Source organism: Psychrobacter sp. M9-54-1, from assembly GCF_016613355.1.
In the GTDB taxonomy this organism is placed as follows: Bacteria; Pseudomonadota; Gammaproteobacteria; order Pseudomonadales; family Moraxellaceae; genus Psychrobacter; species Psychrobacter faecalis.
On record NZ_JADGFW010000034.1, the window covers coordinates 23,878 to 44,046 of the forward strand.

A 20,169-nucleotide genomic window follows, 5' to 3' on the forward strand; every position below is an offset into this window, starting at 1 on the left:
CATTGTTTCTTTACCACTATATTAATGAGTAGTTACCGCTCTACGGTGGGCATTTTTCGCGTGCTTTTTGCCTTTTAATTTACGTGATAATTTGTTGATATCATTGAGTACCTGACCATAACGAGACGGGAATACGCGCTGAACGGCATCCATCATTTTGGCATCGTTGCCAATCAAGCAGCGTGGCTGGTCGGTGGCGGCGGCTTGTAAGATAATCCAAGCGGCGGCGCTGGCATCGAATTTTAAGAACTTATTAAAGCTACTAATGGCTTTGCTACCGCTACGCATACCGAGGTCGCTGATACTGTCGTTACCGCGTGCGCTATTGGCAATATTGGTTTTGATACCGCCGGGATGCACAGAAGTTGCCGACACGCCGCAGCGCTGAATGTCGAGCTCTTGGCGCAAGCTTTCGGTAAAGCCGCGCACCGCAAATTTACTGGCGTTATAGGCAGATTGTGACGGCTGCGCGGTCAAACCAAACAGGCTTGAGATATTGATGATATGACCATGTTCGTTAAATTGGCGTGGCTTGCTGTCTTTTTTACCAGTATCAATTTCGCTTTCTTTGACGCTATTTTTAATTAGGGGTAAAAACGCCTTGGTGCCATAAACCACGCCCCAAAAATTGATATCCATTACCCATTCAAGCTCGCCAATACTGCTGCCTTCAACGGAAGAGTAGAGCGCCACGCCTGCATTATTAAAGATAAAATTCACTTTGCTATGTTCCGCCATCACGCTGTCCGCCCACGCTTCGACAGCTTTATTGTCCGAGACGTCGAGTACGGTAGTAGTAACTTTGACATCATAGCCGACCAGTAGCTCCTTGGTCTGCGCTAATTGTTCAGGATTGATATCCGATAACGCCAGATGGCAGCCCATTTTTGCCAAATGCAAGGCAAGCTCGCGCCCCATGCCAGAACCTGCGCCAGTGATAGCGGCGACATGATTGGCATAATAAGGGGTAATATCGTGGTCTTGCTGCGAGGGTAAAGGTAGATATTGGCGCAGTGAATTCGCTATAGTTGAGACATGGCTAGAAACGTGATTAAGCATGATAAACAGTCCTTTGTATCATTGATTTGAAAAGTGTGGTCGTCGATAAGGATAACGTATAAAAGTCGCTTTACCTTAGCATGATTTGTCCCTGTGGCTGCTATCGATTGATAAACGCAGCTGTCATTTTTAGCCAGCCTATGATGATAAATCACAGACATAAAAAAGCGCCTGAATAACTATCAGACGCTTTTTAAATCAATAGCCTGTTAAGCATATAGTCTGTTAAGCATATAGCCCGTCAAACATGATGAAGTGCTTTTACCCAATCGTCACTTATGCAATTTTAGGGGTTTTGCCTTCGTTAATCACTTGCTCGTCAACGAGTACGGTTTTGGCATTTTTCATCGATGGCAGCTCGTACATGGTTTCAAGCAGAGCGTTTTCGACGATAGAGCGCAGACCACGCGCACCGGTTTTACGCTCCATGGCTTTTTTGGCAATCGCATCAAGCGCTTCTTTGGTAAACTCAATCTCCGCGCCTTCCATTTCAAACAGATATTTATACTGTTTTACTAAGGCGTTTTTCGGTTCTGTCAAAATCTGTACCAAAGCTTCTTCATCGAGCTCTTGTAGCGCGGCTAACACGGGCAGACGACCAATCAATTCAGGAATGAGACCAAATTTGATTAAATCTTCTGGCTCGACTTGCTGCAGCAAATCAGAGCTGCGGCGGCTGTCATCTTTTGAGCTGACATCAGCATTAAAACCAATACCGCCTTTTTCTGTTCGCTGCTGAATGACTTTATCAAGACCGGCAAACGCACCACCAACGATAATCAAGATATTGCTGGTATCGACTTGGATAAGCTCTTGCTGTGGATGCTTACGACCACCATGTGGCGGGATAGCCGCAACCGTGCCTTCGATAAGTTTCAGCAACGCTTGCTGTACGCCTTCGCCAGACACGTCGCGAGTGATAGAAGGGTTGTCGCCTTTTTTACTGATTTTATCAATCTCATCAATATAGATGATGCCTTGCTCAGCTTTGCTGACATCATAGTCAGAGGCTTGCAAGAGCTTTTGTACGATGTTTTCAACATCTTCACCGACATAACCGGCTTCCGTTAACGTCGTCGCATCGGCCATCGCAAACGGCACATCAAGCAAGCGTGCGAGTGTTTGCGCGAGCAAGGTTTTACCAGAACCCGTTGGGCCAATCAGCAAGATATTACTTTTTGCCAACTCGACCATGGCGTCATCAGCGCCGATTTTGGCTTTTTTGCTATCTCTAGCCAACGTTTGGCTGACTTTTAGGCGTTTATAATGGTTATAAACTGCGACCGCTAAGGCTTTTTTCGCCGCATCTTGGCCGATGACATATTCATCAAGCTTGGCACGTAGCTCTTTTGGCGTTGGCAGTTTTTTATTGACCCAAGAGGTATCAATGTCGCTGTCGTCGTCGCCATCTTCGGCGCTATCAGCAATCAGGTCCGTACATAGCTCGATACATTCATTACAGATATTGGCGTCGTCAGCGGCAATCAGCTGCTTTACTTCACTTTTTTCTTTGCCGCAAAACGAACAATGCGGGGTGTTATCTTCTGCCATATACAGGCACTCCTAAAATTTAATGCTTATCAATGTTTTGATTATGGACATCAGCGCCAAAGCGTAGGGCAGTTGATATATTTTCACTTACCGTAGCGCTTAGGTAGCTGATGTTTTACAGTCTTTTAGACGTCTATTATCAAAGCTTATAAAGAAATTAAAGCTTATAAAGAATCAGGACGGCGCTCTAATACTTCGTCAACCAAGCCGTATTCTTTGGCCTCTTTAGCATCTAGCCAATAGTCACGCTCAACGTCTTTTTCGATTTTCTCTACCGGTTGACCGGTACGCTCAGCCAAAATCTCGTTCAAACGAGCACGGGTTTTTAGAATTTCACGCGCATTAATTTCGATATCGGTTGCTTGACCTTGCGCGCCGCCTGATGGCTGATGAATCATTACGCGCGAGTTGGCTAGAGCATAACGTTTGCCTTTTTCACCCGCTGCCAGTAAGAATGAGCCCATGCTATACGCGCCGCCCATACAAATGGTTGAGACTTCAGGTTTGATAAAGTTCATGGTATCAAAAATAGCCAAACCTGCACTGACTGAGCCGCCGGGCGAGTTGATATATAAATGAATGTCTTTATCAGGGTTTTCGGCTTCTAAAAACAATAGCTGCGCCACGATAAGATTGGCCATGTGGTCTTCAACTTGACCGGTCAAAAAGATAACGCGCTCACGTAATAGGCGTGAGAAAATATCAAACGAGCGTTCACCGCGCGCTGATTGCTCAACCACCATTGGAACCAATGCGGCTTGAGTCGTGCTTTGTACATTGTCATGCGCACTCATCAACATATCAAAATGCGGGTTAGCAATGATGCGATCATAATCTGTCATAAAGATGTCCTGTTTATAAGTCCATAAAATAAAAAATAGAAGCTAGCTGTTGGCTACATTGTTATTGATGATTATCATTGTAAACATTATCGCTTGGTAATAAAACCTACTAGAAAATAAAACCTATTCACGCATACATTTTATTTTATTAAATTAATCCGGCGCCAAAATATACTCAATCAAGCAGATTGGCTATGCCTAATAAAATAGTGGCTAATAAATAATGGTCGCCGCTAGAAATAAGTGAGCCAATGGTAACTTTTTTATCAAAGCAATAGTAACGGTTTAATGTGACAAATGATAAACGACTCCCTATTAATAAGGCGTCTGTGTGCACTTATCAAGGGCAGCATGAATAATCTGTTTATAAAAAATGCTATATTCAAAATATCTTAAAAACGCTACGGTATTGCTGACATCAATTTTTTGTAGTCTTTGTCTGCGCAGGCACAGCAAGCAAGAAAAATTGATATCAGCAGTGTGTGATGTATCAATAGTACTTTTCACTCACTATATTAAGAAAGTAGTTTATAACCAAGCAATAAAAATGCCCTAACAAATGTGTCAGGGCATTTTTATTGCTTGGTATTAAACCAGCCAATATCGACTGGCAAAACGCTAAATTACATTATTACATCGCTTGTTGCTGCTGAGCGGCTAGTAGGTCTTGGTAGCTCACTTCTTTGTCCGTTACTTTGCCTTGCTCGATTAAATAATCGACCACTTGGTCTTCTAGCACTACTGACTCAATGTTAGCGCGTTGCTGCTTATCATTGGTGTAGTATTCTATGACTTCCGCTGGGTCTTCGTAGTTTTCAGCGGCTTCTTTGATAAAGCTTTCAACACGCTCTTGGTCAACTTCTAAGCCTTTGGTGTCGATAACACGAGCAACGATGATGCCAAGACGGGCAGCACGTAGCGCTTGCTCTTCAAACAGCTCATTTGGCAGCATGTCTTTATCGAAACTATCAGCATTAGCACCAAACTGCTGAGAAAAACGTTGCATCATCATGTTGCGTTGACGATCGATTTCTTGCTCTAGCATAGCGTTTGGTACGTCAAACTCGTTCTTTTCTAGTAGCGCATCAAAGGTCGCTTGCTTTACTTGGCTACGCGCGGCATTTTTGATTTCGCGTTCCATGTTTTTACGCACGTCTTCTTTTAATTTCTCAACGCCGCCTTCTTTTACGCCGAATAGCTCTAGGAACTCGTCGTCGATTTCAGGAAGTTTTGATTTTTCAACCAATTTCACATTGATTTTAAATTGTGCTTCTTTACCAGCCAAGTTTTCAGCTTGGTAATCTTCTGGGAAAGTCACATCGATGACTTTTTCTTCGCCCGCTTTCATACCTTTGATGCCATCTTCAAAGCCTGGAATCATCTGATTGCTACCGATAACCAATTTGAAGTCTTCAGCAGAGCCGCCTTCAAATTTTTCGCCGTCGATTGAACCTTCAAAGTCAAAGGTCACTTGGTTGTCTTTGGCCGCTTTACCTTTTTTCTCAACGAACTCTTGACGCTGCTTTTGTAGGTTTTCGATCATAGTGTCAACGTCTTCGTCGCTGACGGTCGCTGTGTGACGCTCAACTTCGATTTCATCAATACCTTGGACGTCGATTTCTGGGAAGATTTCAACAGTCGCTTGATAAACCAAGAAGTCGTCTTCAAGTTTCACGTCGTCGATGTTGGGCATGCCAACAGCACGGATGTCTTCAGATTTGATCGCTTCAAATACGGTATCACGGATCACATCGTTGATGACTTCTTGTTGAATGCCGGCACCGTACTGTGAACGGATATGCGACATCGGTACTTTACCTTTACGGAAACCGTCAATCTTGGCGGTTTTCGCCACTTGGCTGATGCGGCCTTCAACTTTGTTTTGAATTTTTTCAACGGGTACTTTAACCGTTAGCTGAGTTTCTTTGTTAGACAGCTTGTTGGTTGTGACTTGTAAATCTGTAGTCATATTCGTTACACCTTTAGGATTAAATAGAAATAGACAACCAGGCTGCAAAATACGCGTGTGCTACTGGTTGCCGTTGGAATAAATAGGGGATATTGCTAGCGCGCGATTTCGCAATCTGTGAGCGTAGCAATCGCTGACGGCACAAAAATATGAAACGCTTTATTCTAAATAAACGCTCTCAGATATCAATATTAACTGCTAATCGCCCGCATAATAACGCTTTTTGCTCAATTAAACAGACAAATAACGGCTTTCAACAAAATTTTAAAAGTAGAACAGTATAATCTATCTGTTTATCAAAGTAAAAATTATCTGTTTAATCGCCTCGTCGAGAATTTATAGGTTTAGCTATCATTGTAATAGCCTACTTATTAAAAAATACGCTTATAGCGGCAATTGCGCCAATAACTGCTCAATGGCCTGACCACGATGACTGATGCTGTTTTTGTCCTCAGCGCTAAGACTTGCCGCCGTCGCTTGCAAATCTGGCAACCAAAACAGCGGGTCATAACCAAAGCCACCATCACCATACGGCGTGTCTAAAATCTCGCCGTGCCATAAACCTTGGGCGATAATCGGTAGCGGGTCATCGGCATGACGCACCATGGCCAATACGCAAACAAACACGCCTTTAATGAGGGTGTCTGGCTTGGCTGCACGAATAGGCTGCAAGTCAGCGATAAGCTTGGCGTTGTTTTTGGCGTCATTGCCATGCTCGCCGGCATAGCGGGCAGAGTAGATACCGGGCGCGTTGCCCAATACGGGTACACAAAGCCCTGAATCATCCGCAATCGCCGGCAGGCCACTTGCTCGGCTGGCATGCCGTGCTTTGATAATGGCATTCTCAACGAAGCTCAAACCGTCTTCGATGGCATCAGCGATATCAAGCTGACCTTGCGGGACAATCGTCACAGCCAAATCTGCCGCTGCAAATAAGCGTTTAAACTCCGCAAGTTTGCCTTTATTATTACTGGCAAGCACCCATTGATTGGCGAGCTTTGTTTGCGTTAAATGCTCTTGTGGAGTAAGGTTTGCGCTGCTGGCTTGCGTCATATTTTTTGTCCGTCATTGATTCGCTAATACTGCTATATTCTAGGCTAGCATGAGCTAAATTACCAATTAGCATAACGAATCGTTGATTCATAACATTTGGTAACTGATATTTGTCACCACTCTTGCTATAATAGGCGACAAGCTACAGTGAATTATATCTTATAGCTTGTGAACTTTTAATTAATAATTCTTATAAATATTTATCATGGTTTTTGCCCATTATATATTTATAATTACATTAACTAATAAGTGATGCGCGCTTAAGATAATTTTAGCATGCAAGCCTTTTAGGTTTACCGCAATATGTTTAGCATATTGAGTAATGACTTTCACTAACAATAAACTAAGCCAATTTAGTCCAATAATTTATAGCGTTGATTTAAGCTATACCTAATACTAATGGCTAAACCAGCAAGGATAAAATAACTATGTCAAATATTACTTTACCAGACCTACCTTATGCAAAAGACGCGCTCGAGCCACATATCAGTGCTGAGACGCTAGAATACCATCATGACAAGCATCATGCTGCTTATGTAAACAAGCTAAATGAATTGCTACCGGGTTCTGGTCTAGAAGACAAAACATTGCCAGAAATCATCGTAGCGACTGCGAAAGATGACAGCAAAAAAACCATGTTTAACCAAGCAGCGCAAGTATGGAACCATACGTTCTATTGGAACTGCATGACGCCTGACAATGGTGGCGGCGAACCTACTGGTGATTTGAAAGCGAAAATCGAAGAAGATTTTGGTAGCTATGACAAGTTCCGTGAAGAGTTCAAAAACGCAGCATTGACTCAGTTCGGTTCAGGTTGGGCATGGCTAGTGGCTGATAAAGTCGGTGGCAAATTGTCTATCGCCAAAACAGCTAACGCTGATACGCCACTTGCACATGACCAAGTAGCGGTATTGACTTGTGACGTATGGGAACATGCGTACTACATCGATTATCGTAACCGTCGTCCTGACTATGTTGACACCTTCCTAGACAAGCTAGTGAACTGGGACTACGCCAATGCGAAATATAAAGGTCAAGATGCTGGTGTTGAAGAGTAATCTTTAACTTTTAAGCATTTGATTAATAAAAAAGGACGCTGAGAGGCGTCCTTTTTTTTGATTTAAATTTCAGATGGTTTCACTTGTCCCAAAATTTATAGTTTAGTAAGCTCTCAAGCTCATCGGTTTTGTTATTGATGATAGCTGCGGTTTCAGATTTAACTATACCTTTCTTAACCATCTTTTTTATATTATTTTTAGTTTTCTTTCGTTCATCAAATCTTTGTCTGTTAAGCTTCACTCCATTTATATAAATTTTAGAAATAAAATTTAAGATATCTTCATATTCTATACAGAAATTAATAAATCCCCTTACTGACTCAGTTATATCCTGCCATTTAGAGCTCTCATCAGCGATCTTGTCAAAATCACAAGGTTTAATGATGTTATTTTTTGGTATACCACATTCTTTGATTTCACTGTTAATATATACTTTACGAGCTAATTCAGAGCAGTAAGAAAACTTTTTTGCTGGCTTAGCTGAAGGTAATATTGCATATGGCTGTTCTAAATAGTAAATACATGTTTGATTAAGTCTTTCAAATTCTGTTTCTTTTAAGCTTTTCAAACGTATAACTCGCCAATTATCTTCGACATTTTTGATTATTTCTGAGATTAATCTCAATGAAACACCTATTTCTGGCATAGCATCAATACATATGAATTCAGCTTGAATCACTGCAATATGACTTGAACGCGCTTTTTGATAGATACTCTTTTGTAGTTTGACTAGTGTCTTAGATGATGTTGAAGTACCTGTTACAAGTATTAAATCTCCAGGTTGTAACTGATGTTCAAAACCTTTTAATTTATCTAAGAATTCATTATTCTCGCCACGCACTAATTGTCTATATATAGATAAGTGCTCCTTTTGTATACCAGCATGTCGACCTGCAATATTTAAGAAATCATCAGGCATATTTTTGTAATATTCAATTACATTATTTGAAGAACCTTCAGCGTTCATTTCTTTGAATACATCAGCAGTTGCTTGCATCGATATTAGATGTCGGATATCTATCATAGATGGTTCTCATAAGTTTTTGTAGGGTGCGTTCCACGCACTGTTTTAAAGGTTATTGGTGCGTGGAACGCACCCTACGTGGATCAATATTATCTCACAATACCTCAAACTCAAACTGACCCAACGCTTCTCTCAGCATCGCAATATTATAATAAGCATGGGCATTGACGGTATTTTGGAAGAAAATATATAACGTATCAAAATGCTGACGCTGATTGGCAATCGCTTGCGCCCAATCCTGCATTTCAGCCTCAGAGTAGCGATAATCATGTCGATCGCTAGCACTCATCGCATCCCACCAATTTAGATTATTACCATGCATGCGCAAATAGCCCGTACGCTCGGTAAATATTAGCCGTGACGGCGGTAGACCACTGACCTTGGGATAGTCAACGCTACACCAAATCAAACCTTGCTCGATAAAGCTATCGACCACTTGCGGCGTGTGCCAGCCATTATGACGAAGCTCAACGGCTAGTGGATAGTCTTTAAACCAACTCACAAGATTTGCTAAATAAAGACGATGCTCGCGACTACGATCAAAGCCATGTGGGAATTGCAGTAGTAGTGGCGCGAGCGCATTGGCTTCGATAAGGGGCGTGAGCGCAGTAATAAAAGCTTGCGCATGCTCGCTTGTGCCTTTACGCGCATGAGTAAAGTCTTGATGCAGCTTGACGGCAAATTTCAACTCACTGTCTGCTTGCATATAGGCTTTATCAACCATACCGGCAAAGGCTTTTTGTCCGATGGGCGCGTAAAAAGTGCTATTAATCTCAACCGCGCCATATTGCTTGGCATATTCGCGTAAGAAGTCGGTTTTTTTGGTGCCAGTTGGGTACAGCGTACCAAGCAGATCGGTATCGCTATAGCCGCCAGTGCCAAGGTAAATACGCTGAGTAGGGGTACTATCCATGTTGACCACCCTTTATCGTTTTTAATGTTTATTGATACGCTTATTTTTTACGTGACCATAGCCATTCAATGAGTGCCAATAAGGCGTTGGTGTTCTTATTAGCGCTTAACTCACGACTATTTAATTCACGATTAAGCGCTGCACGTCCGTCATTAAATAGCGATTGCGCATAGCGGGTCGCTTGCTCGACGCCCATCAGTTTCACATAGGTAGATTTGTCTAACTTTTCATCGCTGCCCGCAGGTTTGCCGAGGGTATCGGTGCTGGTAGTCACATCTAAGATATCGTCTTGGACTTGAAAAGCCAGACCAATATGCTGCGCGCAATCTTGTAGGGCAATACGCTGTGGCGCCGTCGCTCCTGCACAGATACCGCCCATTAACATCGCCGCTTCAATCAACGCACCAGTTTTGTCACGGTGGATGGCTTCCAACTCGTTCTGTGAAATGTTGGCGCTGGCTTCAGCATTCAGGTCGAGCATTTGCCCAGAAACCATGCGTCTGGCACGCGGCGCGAATATCGCGATAAGCTTGCTTGCGATAGCAGAGTCATACGGCGCAAAAGTTGGCAGCTCTGCGGTTAGTACTTCAAAAGCAAGTGTTTGTAGCACGTCACCGGCGAGTAGGGCGGTCGATTCTGCAAAGACGATATGGGCAGTTGGCTGACCACGGCGCAGCTCATCATCGTCCATACAGGGCAAGTCATCATGCACCAGTGAATAGGTATGCAACAGCTCTACCGCCAATGCTGCACGGCGCGCCATATCGTAATCGGAGTCGTTTTCTAGTAGTGATTCTAAGTCGCTATTTTGCTGAATTTGCTTAGCTTCTTTATCAGTGCTTTTATCGACATATTCATCAGCCCTATTAACGTCGTCATTCGCATTGCTTTGATTGACACTGTCAAAGGCGCTGGCGACCAATAACGGCCGTACCAATTTACCCTGACCGGTCATCACATAACGGCAGGCATCAAGCAGCGGACTTGGCAGCTCAGCGTAAGCAAATAGCATCTCGATATCTTGCGCCAGTTGCGCGCGCACGGCGCTATGAAATTGCTCAGTATTATTATTAAAGTTCGCAAAAGGCACCGTTGTTGAAACAGTGTTTGAAGCCGTTGTTGAAGACATAGGGCTTGGCATAGAAGTAGAAGCAGGGGAAACAGTCATAATCCAACCATTAATCAGGTGAATAATAAAAATAGTGCTAGTGTAGCATGATAGATTATATTCCTTATGCTACGAGTATTATCAATGACGCATTTTTGGCGGTTTAATGTTAAAAACTGGTGTAAAAAAGCCCGTTGAATAGGCGTAATAATGCAACAAACCCTTGTTACCTATTATTGATTTAACTTGGCGGTTAGATGTGTTTTGATAATAAAGGCTAATTCCTATCTTAAATCTCAGTATACAGGCGGACACCTAAAGCACCTTGGCCGCAAGGTAAAGGGTTGGTGTCGACTTAAGAGTGACTTGCGAGTATGGTATTAGCTTGTGACAGTCGGGGGCATAATCCCCTACACTAATTGGCGTGAAAATGGTCTGGCACTTAGCACATAGGTTTTTAGCCTGATTTAAGTGACTCATCATCTCAATGTTCAGTCAGTGTTTATAACATCAGTACCGGTAACAAACGTATATAAATGAAGCGCCGTATTCATATTTGCTATTACCTGATAGCTTTGTAAAAAATGAATACAAACATGAGCGCTGGATAATAAAGACATCTGCACTGCTCATATACTGACTTTTAAAGCAGTATGTTGGCAGTGTTATTACTCGTTTTACTAACAATAACTGACTATGACCTTTAATTTTAAAGCTTTTAATTTTAAAACGTAGCTTTCGTTATATAGCAAGGAGTTTCAAATGGTATACCAAGGAAATCGCATTACGGTGACAATGCTAGAGGATGGCATCGCCAACATGCAATACAACGCCGAAAATGAGAGCGTGAACAAGTTTGATGCTGAAACCAATAAGCAATTTGCTGAAGTTGTGACAGCGCTAGAAAAAGCGGATGACGTGAAAGGCTTAATCGTCACCTCAAGCAAAGGCGTATTTATCGCTGGGGCGGACATCACAGAATTCGTCGGTTCATTTAAGAATCCAGAAAACGAAATCAAAGATTGGGTCGTTAATATCAATGACGCTTTCAACCGCTTTGAAGACCTGCCATTTCCAAAAGTAGCGGCCATCAATGGCGCAGCGCTTGGCGGTGGTTGTGAGATGACCTTGGTTTGTGAATACCGTGTCATGAGCGACAAAGCCATTATCGGTCTACCAGAAACCCAATTGGGTATCTTCCCAGGTTTTGGTGGTACGGTGCGTAGTACGCGTGTGATTGGTATCGACAATGCGCTTGAATTGATCGCCACTGGTACGCCAAAAAAACCACTTGATGCGCTAAAATTAGGCCTAGTCGATGCGACTGTTCCTGCCGATGACTTGCAAGATGCCGCCATTGACCTAGTCAAAAAATGTATCTCAGGTGAGCTTGATTGGCAAGCGAAGCGTGAAGAGAAGCTGAATCCTGTAAAGCTAAACCAGCTTGAGCAAGCGATGGCGTTTAACAGTGCCAAAGGTATGATCTTTGCCAAAGCCAATCCTAAGCAGTACCCAGCGCCAGCAATCGCTATCGAAACGATTGAGAAGCACGTCAATTTGCCACGTGATAAAGCAATCGAAGTCGAAGCCACTGGTTTTGCCAAAGCGGCGAAAACTCCACAAGCAGAAAGCTTGGTCGGTCTGTTCTTAAACGATCAATTGGTGAAAAAACTTGCCAAGCAGCACAGCAAAAAAGCACATGAAATTACTGAAGCGGCCGTACTAGGCGCAGGTATCATGGGCGGCGGTATCGCGTATCAGGCAGCCAGCAAGGGCTTGCCAATCATCATGAAAGATATCAAGTCTGAGCAATTAGACCTTGGTATGGGCGAAGCCAGCAAGCTACTTGGCAAAATGGTCGAACGTGGCAAAATGACCCCAGCAAAAATGGGCGAAACGCTAAGCCGTATCCGTCCGACTTTGAATTATGGTGATTTTGCAGAGACTGATATCGTTATCGAAGCAGTCGTAGAAAATCCAAACGTCAAGCGTGCGGTACTTAAAGAAGTTGAAGGTCTGGTAAAAGACGATTGTATCCTAGCGTCAAACACCTCGACGATTTCTATTACTTATTTAGCAGAAGCACTTGCGCGTCCGGAGAACTTCGTCGGCATGCATTTCTTTAACCCAGTACACCGTATGCCACTCGTTGAAGTGATCCGCGGTGAGAAATCATCAGAAGAAGCGATTGCAACCACCGTTGCATTAGCGTCTAAAATGGGTAAAGTGCCTGTTGTCGTGAACGACTGCCCAGGTTTCTTGGTCAACCGTGTGTTGTTTCCATACTTTGGTGCTTTTGACTTGCTGCTTAAGCAAGGTGCGGATTTTGCTCATGTCGATAAAGTCATGGAAAAATTCGGCTGGCCAATGGGTCCTGCTTATCTAATCGACGTGGTTGGTTTAGATACGGGCGTACACGGCGCAGAAGTGATGGCAGAAGGTTTCCCTGACCGCATGAAGCCTGATTATAAAGGCGCGATTGAGCATTTATATGAAAACAATCGTTTAGGTCAGAAAAACGGCGTTGGTTTCTATAAGTATGAGACTGACAAACGCGGTAAGCCAAAGAAAGTGGCGGATGAAGCGACTTATGAGCTACTAAAAACCACAACGGATAGCGATAAGCAAACCTTCGATGATCAAACCATCATCGACCGCACTATGCTGGCGTTCTGTAATGAAACCGTACGTTGCCTAGAAGACAACATCGTCAGCACACCATCTGAAGCCGATATGGCGATGATTATGGGCGTTGGTTTCCCGCCGTTCCGTGGTGGCCCTTGCCGTTATATCGACCAAATGGGTCTAGATAACTATTTGGCGCTATGCGAAAAATATGCGCACCTTGGCAAAGCCTATGAAGCGCCGCAGAAGATTCGCGATATGGCAGCCGCAGGCGAGACTTTTTACGCCACTGCGTAATGGTCGGTCATTACTAGGATGAAGTGCTGTACCCATGCTTGATAAGGTTATTGATGGTTTATTTATTATCAATAATCTTTTACATCAAATATGACGAGCATTATGGTATTGCCACTGACAATAAAAATTGAAAAGGAAGATAGTATGACAACTTTAAGTCCAAAAGACGTGGTCATCGTAGATGGCGTACGCTCAGCAATGGGTAAATCTAAAAACGGTATGTTCCGCCACGTTCGCGCTGATAGCATTTCTGCTGAATTGGTCCGTGCCTTAGTTGAGCGTAACGACTTTAACCCACGTGATGTTGAAGACATCATCTGGGGCTGTGTGAACCAGACTTTAGAGCAAGGTTTAAACATCGGTCGTAATATCGGCTTGCTAGCTGATATTCCAAAGACTGCGGGCGGCCAAACGGTGAACCGTCTATGCGGCTCATCTATGCAGGCGCTTCATACAGCTGCGGCGCAAATTATGACCAACCAAGGTGAGGTTTTCATCATCGGTGGTGTTGAGCATATGGGTCACGTTGGTATGATGCATGGCGTTGACTTAAACCCTGAAGCTTCAAAGCACTATGCAAAAGCGTCAAACATGATGGGCTTGACCGCTGAAATGCTGGGCCGTATGAATAACGTCACTCGTGAAGAGCAAGACGCCTTTGGTCTTGAGTCGCATCGCCGTGCATGGGCTGCCACCACAGAAGGTCGTTTTGACAATGAAATCATCGGTATCGAAGGTCATGATGCCGCCGGTCGTTTGCAACTATGTACTGTTGACGAAGTGATTCGCCCAGATGCGACGATGGAGCAAATGCAAAAGCTACGTCCAGCCTTTGATCCAAAAGGCGGTACGGTCACTGCGGCAACTTCATCAGCTCTATCTGACGGTGCGTCAGCGATGCTGGTCATGAGCGCGCAAAAAGCCAAAGATTTGGGTCTAAAACCACGTGCGCGTATTCGCAGCATGGCAGTTGCTGGTTGTGATGCGGCTATAATGGGTTATGGTCCAGTTCCTGCGACCCAAAAAGCCCTAAAACGCGCTGGCATGAGCATCGATGATATGCAAACCATCGAGCTTAACGAAGCGTTTGCAGCTCAAGCACTATCGGTACTTAAAGCCTTGAACTTGACCGACAAGCAAGACATCATCAACGTCAATGGTGGCGCAATTGCCCTAGGTCATCCACTCGGTTGTTCAGGCGCGCGTATCACAGTTACTTTGCTAAACGCCATGGAGCAAATGGATACTGAAATCGGTCTTGCCACTATGTGTATCGGCCTAGGTCAAGGTATCGCGACTGTGATTGAGCGTGTTTAATTTTCACCTAATGTCTAGTTATCAATAAAGCTGATATTTGTTTATTAGTTTGACCTTCGTCTTGTATAATGGGTGCCTCTAACGCTATGTTAGGGGCATTTTTTTTGTGCTTATAAAGAATAAAACCTTACCAGTAGTAAGTGCTAACGGCAAAAAGGTGTTCTTGGCAATGAGATTAAGAAGGGTTAGATGGATGGTATTAAATTATGTTGAATAAAGCGCTCACTAGCATAAAGCTTAAGCTAGTCTTCTTCCCTTTTTTATGGTCAAGTCTGTCAACTATCTTGCTTTATTGTGTAATACGCTGGATGTTAGACATTCACCTAAATATTTGGCCATTAAAGGACACTTTCTGGGACGGAATAATTGCGCTAATACTAAGCAGCGCTATCGTCTTTGCCTACATGAGACCCAAAATAAAGCTATTGCGTTTTAAATTATTTGAAGAGAAGAGCTCAAATGTATTTTATTTTATGATGATACTGTCTTTATTTCCTACAATAGTTACGAGTCAAGCCTATTTATCTAAAGTGTCTTACGATACGATCGAAGTGAGCCATGTCGAGAAGGTTCGACGCTATCCAAAACAAACTTATTTTCAGATAACTACCTTTCCTGTTAGTAAGCAAGAAGTTAAGTTTAGTATAGATACGAGAGTACCTAGCAAGTCTAAGACTATCTTAAGAGTATATTTATATATAGCACTACCTTTTTTAGCTAGTGAAAATATTTGGCTGGGAGAACGATTCACAACAGATATTGACAACAATCTTCCAGAACAAGACCAGCATCAGCAAATCAATGCTTTTATCAACTCCAAAATTCCTGAATACATAAATTCGGACTTATCATCAATTGATTATTTTGAAAAATTAAAAAACTCAGACCTTCAAGCTAGTTACTTACAAGCTATCAAGTCAACGTGTCAACAAGTTGAATGTGAGCCTTTAATATTGGTTGCTAGAGCTGGCACACTCTCAGAGGCTGCTACTAAAGAGCTGATAAAAGCTATTAGATTTTTGATAATTGGTATGGCTATTTGCTTGGCAATGATTTTACGGGCTGAAGTTGATAAAACGTTCTTAAAAAATATGAAGAAAAAATCATATTGAGCATCGCCTATTTAGGGTGTTATTTAATCTAAACAAGTGGTAATGGTACATGCGAGATAATAACAAGCAAAGCCAGTACAGGTATAAGGATAAAAACAGAAGCAGAAACAAAAAGAGAGTAAGCAAAAGCGCCAAGCAAAAGCGAACACAAAGCCTAAGTGCTAAAGACTCGATCAAGCTAAAACTAAAGCAAGTATTCTTGCCATATTTAGGTCTTAGTATCCTGACCATTTTGCTTTTTGGGGCTTTACGTTGGTTGCTTGATATTTATCTAGATGTTCTACCTTTAAAGGAAGACTACTGGGATTTTGGTATTCCGCTCCTTTTATCTGTTTCAGTCGTTAGTATTTGGATGTGGCCGAGGTACGAGCTTTTGACCTTAAAGTGGGTTAAGCGTAGTAGTTCAGGCTACTTTTTTATAACGATGGTTTTAGCATTAGTGATACCGCTCGTTCTCAGCCAAAACTATTTGTCCAAAGCAGCTTACGAGGTCATTGAAGTAGATAGCCTGAGTGATATTCGTTACTATCCAAAACAAAAGTACTTCAGAGTGGATAATTTTGAGCCACTCAAATTAGAGAGCGTTTCTTATATAGAAACACAAGTAGTCAGTGGACGATATTTTGACTCAAAACTGCATATTGATTATTACATTGCCACGCCATTTACCGCCGCTGATAATATTTGGCTAGGTACTAGCTACCACACGAAATACGATAATCGTGCAGACCAAAGTATTAAAGACAGTCAATACTCAGCGTTTATTAACGATTCGCGCCATAAGTACGAAGCCAAAGACTTCTCTACTATCAGCTACTTTGAGAAACTTAAATCATCAAATCAGAGAAGTGGTTACTTACATACGATTTCTACAGCTAATAGGCAGTCTAGTTTGCCACCCTTAATATTGAAGCCAGAAACCGGATTACTTGCTGATAACTTAGATCGTAATTTTGTTTGGGGGTTTGGTTCATTTTTTATTGGTATGGTGCTGTGCTTGTTGCTCGTTCTCGCAGCAGAGTTTGACAGTCAAGAAAAGAAAGGTACACAAAAACATATACAAAAACAAAAGCCTGTAAAAAAACGAGCACCAGTAAGTGATGTATCAAAAAGCCTAGTAGTTTGGTTTAGAAGTAATAAAGAGCGACCTGCGACCTTGGTGTTAATACTGACCTGTATAGGTACATTTATACTGACCGTATTCATGGGTATGGATATCATTGACCCTTTATCTAGACAGGTAAATAGTGTAGGTGGGCTCACGATGGACGCGCTGCAAGCTGGTAAGTATTGGCGGGTAGTGACATCGCTTTTCGTACATGTAGGAATTATGCATTTAGTAATGAGTCTGGGGATGCTTTTTGCGACAGGTTATATTTTGGAAAAAGTATTGGGTTCTTTACGTTTTTCGATGGCCTTTTTTATATGTGGTATTTTCGCTAATGTTTTAGGGGAACTATATTTTGATATGGACATGGCAGGTGTCTGGGGTGCTACATTTGGCTTGTTTGGTATCGCGATACCGTTGGTGGCCTTTAAGGTTTTTAATAAAAAATATCGAGAGCTATTCGGCGGTACTATCGCTGCGATATTAATCATTACTTTAAACAGCATGTTTTTTGCATTTATAAACACGCTCATTTATATGGTGTATTATCTTTTAACCTTGTGTTTTGGTATTGTTTTCGGTGTGGTCATGGTCATGACTCAAAAACAGTCTTTATTACGTAATGCTAGACGCCACAATCTATAGTAGTGGGCTGCTTATCATTAAAAGACTAACCCATTTAAAGTTTCATGCTCAGATTAAGGATACGCCCTAGCTAAATAGTATGAATCAAGCATAGTATCCTGTTCATAATTGTTAATAAGATTTATCTTCATTGACCCGCTTAGCAAACTATGACTAAATAAGAATAAGAAGAATAACGAAAACACCCATGATAAATCTAACATAGCCTTTAATAATAAGGTCAGTCGTACAAGGAGTGTACTATGTCTACCATGATTACCGATCGCACTTATCGTATCGCCCGCGAAAATACCCAAGCGATGATTATCGATATCCAAGAACGCTTGACGCCACACATCTATGACCACGAAAGTATCATTAAAAAAACAGTCACTCTGATTAAGGGTTTGCAAGCGCTCGATATTCCTATCATGCTCAATGAGCAGTATAAAAAAGGACTTGGCGATACGTTGCCTGAAATACGCGATATACTAGAAGGTGACAATGCCAAAAGTTTTGAGAAAGTGACGTTTAGCGCCTGCGATAACGATGATTCGTGGCATTATTTGGCCCAGCAAAATCGTAGTATCGTTTTATTATTTGGGGTAGAGGCGCATGTCTGCGTGATGCAAACGGCGCTTGATTTACTCGATAATGGCATGCAGCCCGTTATCATTGGTGATGCGGTCGGCTCACGCTTTCCTTATGATAAGAAGCAAGCGATTCGCCGTATTCGCCGCGCTGGTGGTGTGATTAGCACGGTAGAGTCCATTTTGTTTGAATTATGCCGCAGCAGTAAAGACCCAGCGTTTAAAACTATTAGCAATTTGATTAAGTAGCCTAATTAAGCCTCATGCTTAAGCAAATTTAATTATTAAAAATAGTTTCTTAATAATTCTTAAAAATAAAATAGCGCCAATACTATCGGCGCTATTTTTTATCGAAAAATTATATCGATGCAGGTTGTTCACGGTTTTTATAACCGCTATAAATGCCGCGGTGCTTAAATATTTACTATAATATCTGCCCTTGCGTATAAAGACAGCGCTCAAATTTATCAGTTATTTAGAGAGAATCATGACGTCATCCTATTCTAATAGTGTCAACCATACACCGTTGACCGACCCTGCGACTGCTGCAAATATTGATATTGACGATGTAACGCATTTTTTATTAGAGTTGGATGCGCTAAAACGGGTCAATCGGCGCAGTTATGTGACGAAAACAAATCGGTTGGAGAATTCTGCCGAGCACTCTTGGCATTTGGCGATGGCTTGTTGGTCAATTGCTGAACAGTTTGAGATTGATGTTAATCATGAAAAATTGCTGAAGATGGCATTAATACATGACTTGGGTGAAGTTGATGCCGGTGATACATTTTTATTTGCCAATAGTAGAGCTGACGCTCACGCTGGAGAGCGCGAGGGCATCGCTCGATTGCAAGCCGAGCGCGGCAATGGTATCAAAAACTTAAGTGAGATTTGGGAAGCGCAAGAAACGGGCAGGAGCAAAGAGGCTGAGCTGTTAAGAGTGGTTGATCGAATTTTGCCATTTTTGTTAAATTTAAATACTGGCGGGAAAACATGGAGTGATCATGAGGTGACACGTTCGCAAGTGACTGGCGTCCTAGGGTTTATTAAAGACAGCTTTCCGAGTATTCATCAATGGCTATTGGAACAGGTTGAGTATGCGACCGAGCAAGGCTGGCTGATTGATAGATAAGGGGTTAAAAGGTTTTTTTGTCTGTCAGCTGTTTACAAATTACTCATTATCTTCCTGCACTAAAGCCTTTATATTGGGGGCAATCACGCAAAGAGACGGTCACATGAAAATAGCTGGTACTTATAAAACATTCGCGAAATCACTGGTTTTTATTGGCCTACTAAGTTTAGCGCAATTGGCGCAGGCGACCGAGTCTGTTGGTAATGGCGATAAATTGGCCTATGATGCCAAAAAACAGATAGGTGTGACCACCAGCTATGACCCTACCTATCGTCAGCTGGATTTTCCGCGTGGCGATGTACCGATAGAAACCGGCGTTTGTACCGATGTTGTCGTACGGGCTTACCGCCTGCAAAATATCGATTTACAGCAATTGGTCAATCACGATATGAAGTCCAATTGGTCGGCCTATCCAAAGACGTGGGGACTAAAATCAACCGATAAAAATATCGATCACCGCCGTGTGCCAAATCTTGAGGTGTTTTTTGCCCGTCATGGTCAAACATTATCTACCACTGATAAATCTAGCTTTCAAGCCGATGATATAGTGACGTGGCGGCTGCCGAACGGCAATTTACCGCATATGGGCATCGTTTCTAATAAAGTCGCCGCTGATGGCTCGCCGTTGATTATTCATAATATCGGACGCGGAACGCAAGAAGAAAACATCTTATTTGCGTATCCTATTCACAAGCATTTTCGGTATTAGGTTGAATACGCCTAATAAAAAACCCAGCTAAGCTGAGTGGCTTAACTAGGGCGTGTCCTCAATTCATCTTGCAATGAA

Annotated in this window: 16 protein-coding genes; 8 read left to right on the forward strand and 8 right to left on the reverse strand. The window is 42.5% G+C overall.

All coding sequences use genetic code 11. The annotated features are described in order from the left end of the window. Window positions 1–21 precede the first annotated feature (21 nt). The 5 genes from IQ457_RS11805 to rdgB form a co-directional block, all read right to left on the reverse strand. Window positions 22–1,059: an SDR family NAD(P)-dependent oxidoreductase gene (locus tag IQ457_RS11805; protein WP_200663476.1), complete on the reverse strand. Its 1,038-nt coding sequence runs from the start codon at window positions 1,057–1,059 to the stop codon at window positions 22–24. Between the two features lie 276 nt (window positions 1,060–1,335). Beyond that, complete coding sequence (clpX, locus tag IQ457_RS11810; RefSeq protein WP_068407781.1) at window positions 1,336–2,610, reverse strand: ATP-dependent protease ATP-binding subunit ClpX; 1,275 nt, start codon at window positions 2,608–2,610, stop codon at window positions 1,336–1,338. 164 nt (window positions 2,611–2,774) lie between these two features. Continuing rightward, window positions 2,775–3,404: an ATP-dependent Clp endopeptidase proteolytic subunit ClpP gene (gene clpP / locus IQ457_RS11815; protein ID WP_068407788.1), complete on the reverse strand. Its 630-nt coding sequence runs from the start codon at window positions 3,402–3,404 to the stop codon at window positions 2,775–2,777. A 679-nt stretch (window positions 3,405–4,083) separates the two neighbouring features. After that, on the reverse strand, window positions 4,084–5,421 hold the full coding sequence (gene tig, locus IQ457_RS11820; RefSeq protein WP_200663478.1) for a trigger factor: 1,338 nt from the start codon (window positions 5,419–5,421) through the stop codon (window positions 4,084–4,086). Window positions 5,422–5,805: 384 nt separating this feature from the next. Continuing rightward, window positions 5,806–6,474, reverse strand: a complete 669-nt coding sequence (gene rdgB / locus IQ457_RS11825) for an RdgB/HAM1 family non-canonical purine NTP pyrophosphatase (protein WP_200663479.1) — start codon at window positions 6,472–6,474, stop codon at window positions 5,806–5,808. Between the two features lie 428 nt (window positions 6,475–6,902). Here rdgB and IQ457_RS11830 point away from each other — a divergent pair, with 428 nt between their 5' ends. Further along, window positions 6,903–7,532, forward strand: a complete 630-nt coding sequence (locus tag IQ457_RS11830; protein WP_200663481.1) for a superoxide dismutase — start codon at window positions 6,903–6,905, stop codon at window positions 7,530–7,532. Window positions 7,533–7,611: 79 nt separating this feature from the next. Here IQ457_RS11830 and IQ457_RS11835 read toward each other — a convergent pair whose 3' ends face one another. From IQ457_RS11835 to IQ457_RS11845, 3 genes are all read right to left on the reverse strand, one after another. Further along, window positions 7,612–8,556, reverse strand: coding sequence for a YiiX/YebB-like N1pC/P60 family cysteine hydrolase (locus IQ457_RS11835; protein WP_200663483.1), 945 nt, complete (start codon window positions 8,554–8,556; stop codon window positions 7,612–7,614). Between the two features lie 94 nt (window positions 8,557–8,650). After that, window positions 8,651–9,469, reverse strand: coding sequence for a DUF72 domain-containing protein (locus IQ457_RS11840; protein ID WP_200663485.1), 819 nt, complete (start codon window positions 9,467–9,469; stop codon window positions 8,651–8,653). Between the two features lie 40 nt (window positions 9,470–9,509). Continuing rightward, window positions 9,510–10,637, reverse strand: coding sequence for a polyprenyl synthetase family protein (locus IQ457_RS11845; protein ID WP_446737546.1), 1,128 nt, complete (start codon window positions 10,635–10,637; stop codon window positions 9,510–9,512). Between the two features lie 702 nt (window positions 10,638–11,339). Here IQ457_RS11845 and fadB point away from each other — a divergent pair. The 7 genes from fadB (at window position 11,340) to IQ457_RS11880 (ending at window position 20,091) form a co-directional block, all read left to right on the forward strand. Next, on the forward strand, window positions 11,340–13,499 hold the full coding sequence (gene fadB, locus IQ457_RS11850; RefSeq protein WP_200663487.1) for a fatty acid oxidation complex subunit alpha FadB: 2,160 nt from the start codon (window positions 11,340–11,342) through the stop codon (window positions 13,497–13,499). Window positions 13,500–13,643: 144 nt separating this feature from the next. After that, window positions 13,644–14,816: an acetyl-CoA C-acyltransferase FadA gene (gene fadA, locus IQ457_RS11855; protein WP_200663489.1), complete on the forward strand. Its 1,173-nt coding sequence runs from the start codon at window positions 13,644–13,646 to the stop codon at window positions 14,814–14,816. Window positions 14,817–15,022: 206 nt separating this feature from the next. Further along, the gene (locus tag IQ457_RS11860) at window positions 15,023–15,928 is read left to right on the forward strand and encodes a hypothetical protein (protein ID WP_200663491.1); all 906 of its coding nucleotides are present in this window, start codon (window positions 15,023–15,025) and stop codon (window positions 15,926–15,928) included. Between the two features lie 49 nt (window positions 15,929–15,977). Beyond that, the gene (locus tag IQ457_RS11865; RefSeq protein WP_200663492.1) at window positions 15,978–17,681 is read left to right on the forward strand and encodes a rhomboid family intramembrane serine protease; all 1,704 of its coding nucleotides are present in this window, start codon (window positions 15,978–15,980) and stop codon (window positions 17,679–17,681) included. Between the two features lie 242 nt (window positions 17,682–17,923). Continuing rightward, window positions 17,924–18,499 carry an isochorismatase family protein gene (locus tag IQ457_RS11870; protein WP_068407760.1) on the forward strand — a complete coding sequence of 192 codons (576 nt, stop codon included), beginning with the start codon at window positions 17,924–17,926 and terminating at the stop codon, window positions 18,497–18,499. Between the two features lie 238 nt (window positions 18,500–18,737). Beyond that, window positions 18,738–19,382, forward strand: coding sequence for an HD domain-containing protein (locus IQ457_RS11875; protein WP_200663494.1), 645 nt, complete (start codon window positions 18,738–18,740; stop codon window positions 19,380–19,382). Window positions 19,383–19,485: 103 nt separating this feature from the next. Next, on the forward strand, window positions 19,486–20,091 hold the full coding sequence (locus tag IQ457_RS11880; RefSeq protein WP_200663496.1) for a DUF1287 domain-containing protein: 606 nt from the start codon (window positions 19,486–19,488) through the stop codon (window positions 20,089–20,091). Window positions 20,092–20,169: the final 78 nt, after the last annotated feature.

Bases quoted from the DNA above. Each gene is read 5' to 3' on its own strand.
- clpX (WP_068407781.1), bottom strand. From the start codon at position 2,610: ATGGCAGAAGATAACACCCCGCATTGTTCGTTTTGCGGCAAAGAAAAA.
- fadA (WP_200663489.1), top strand. From the start codon at position 13,644: ATGACAACTTTAAGTCCAAAAGACGTGGTCATCGTAGATGGCGTACGC.
- IQ457_RS11845 (WP_446737546.1), bottom strand. From the start codon at position 10,637: ATGACTGTTTCCCCTGCTTCTACTTCTATGCCAAGCCCTATGTCTTCA.
- IQ457_RS11840 (WP_200663485.1), bottom strand. From the start codon at position 9,469: ATGGATAGTACCCCTACTCAGCGTATTTACCTTGGCACTGGCGGCTAT.
- IQ457_RS11865 (WP_200663492.1), top strand. From the start codon at position 15,978: ATGCGAGATAATAACAAGCAAAGCCAGTACAGGTATAAGGATAAAAAC.
- IQ457_RS11860 (WP_200663491.1), top strand. From the start codon at position 15,023: ATGTTGAATAAAGCGCTCACTAGCATAAAGCTTAAGCTAGTCTTCTTC.
- IQ457_RS11870 (WP_068407760.1), top strand. From the start codon at position 17,924: ATGTCTACCATGATTACCGATCGCACTTATCGTATCGCCCGCGAAAAT.
- clpP (WP_068407788.1), bottom strand. From the start codon at position 3,404: ATGAGTGCGCATGACAATGTACAAAGCACGACTCAAGCCGCATTGGTT.
- fadB (WP_200663487.1), top strand. From the start codon at position 11,340: ATGGTATACCAAGGAAATCGCATTACGGTGACAATGCTAGAGGATGGC.
- IQ457_RS11805 (WP_200663476.1), bottom strand. From the start codon at position 1,059: ATGCTTAATCACGTTTCTAGCCATGTCTCAACTATAGCGAATTCACTG.
- IQ457_RS11875 (WP_200663494.1), top strand. From the start codon at position 18,738: ATGACGTCATCCTATTCTAATAGTGTCAACCATACACCGTTGACCGAC.
- tig (WP_200663478.1), bottom strand. From the start codon at position 5,421: ATGACTACAGATTTACAAGTCACAACCAACAAGCTGTCTAACAAAGAA.
- IQ457_RS11830 (WP_200663481.1), top strand. From the start codon at position 6,903: ATGTCAAATATTACTTTACCAGACCTACCTTATGCAAAAGACGCGCTC.
- IQ457_RS11835 (WP_200663483.1), bottom strand. From the start codon at position 8,556: ATGATAGATATCCGACATCTAATATCGATGCAAGCAACTGCTGATGTA.
- rdgB (WP_200663479.1), bottom strand. From the start codon at position 6,474: ATGACGCAAGCCAGCAGCGCAAACCTTACTCCACAAGAGCATTTAACG.
- IQ457_RS11880 (WP_200663496.1), top strand. From the start codon at position 19,486: ATGAAAATAGCTGGTACTTATAAAACATTCGCGAAATCACTGGTTTTT.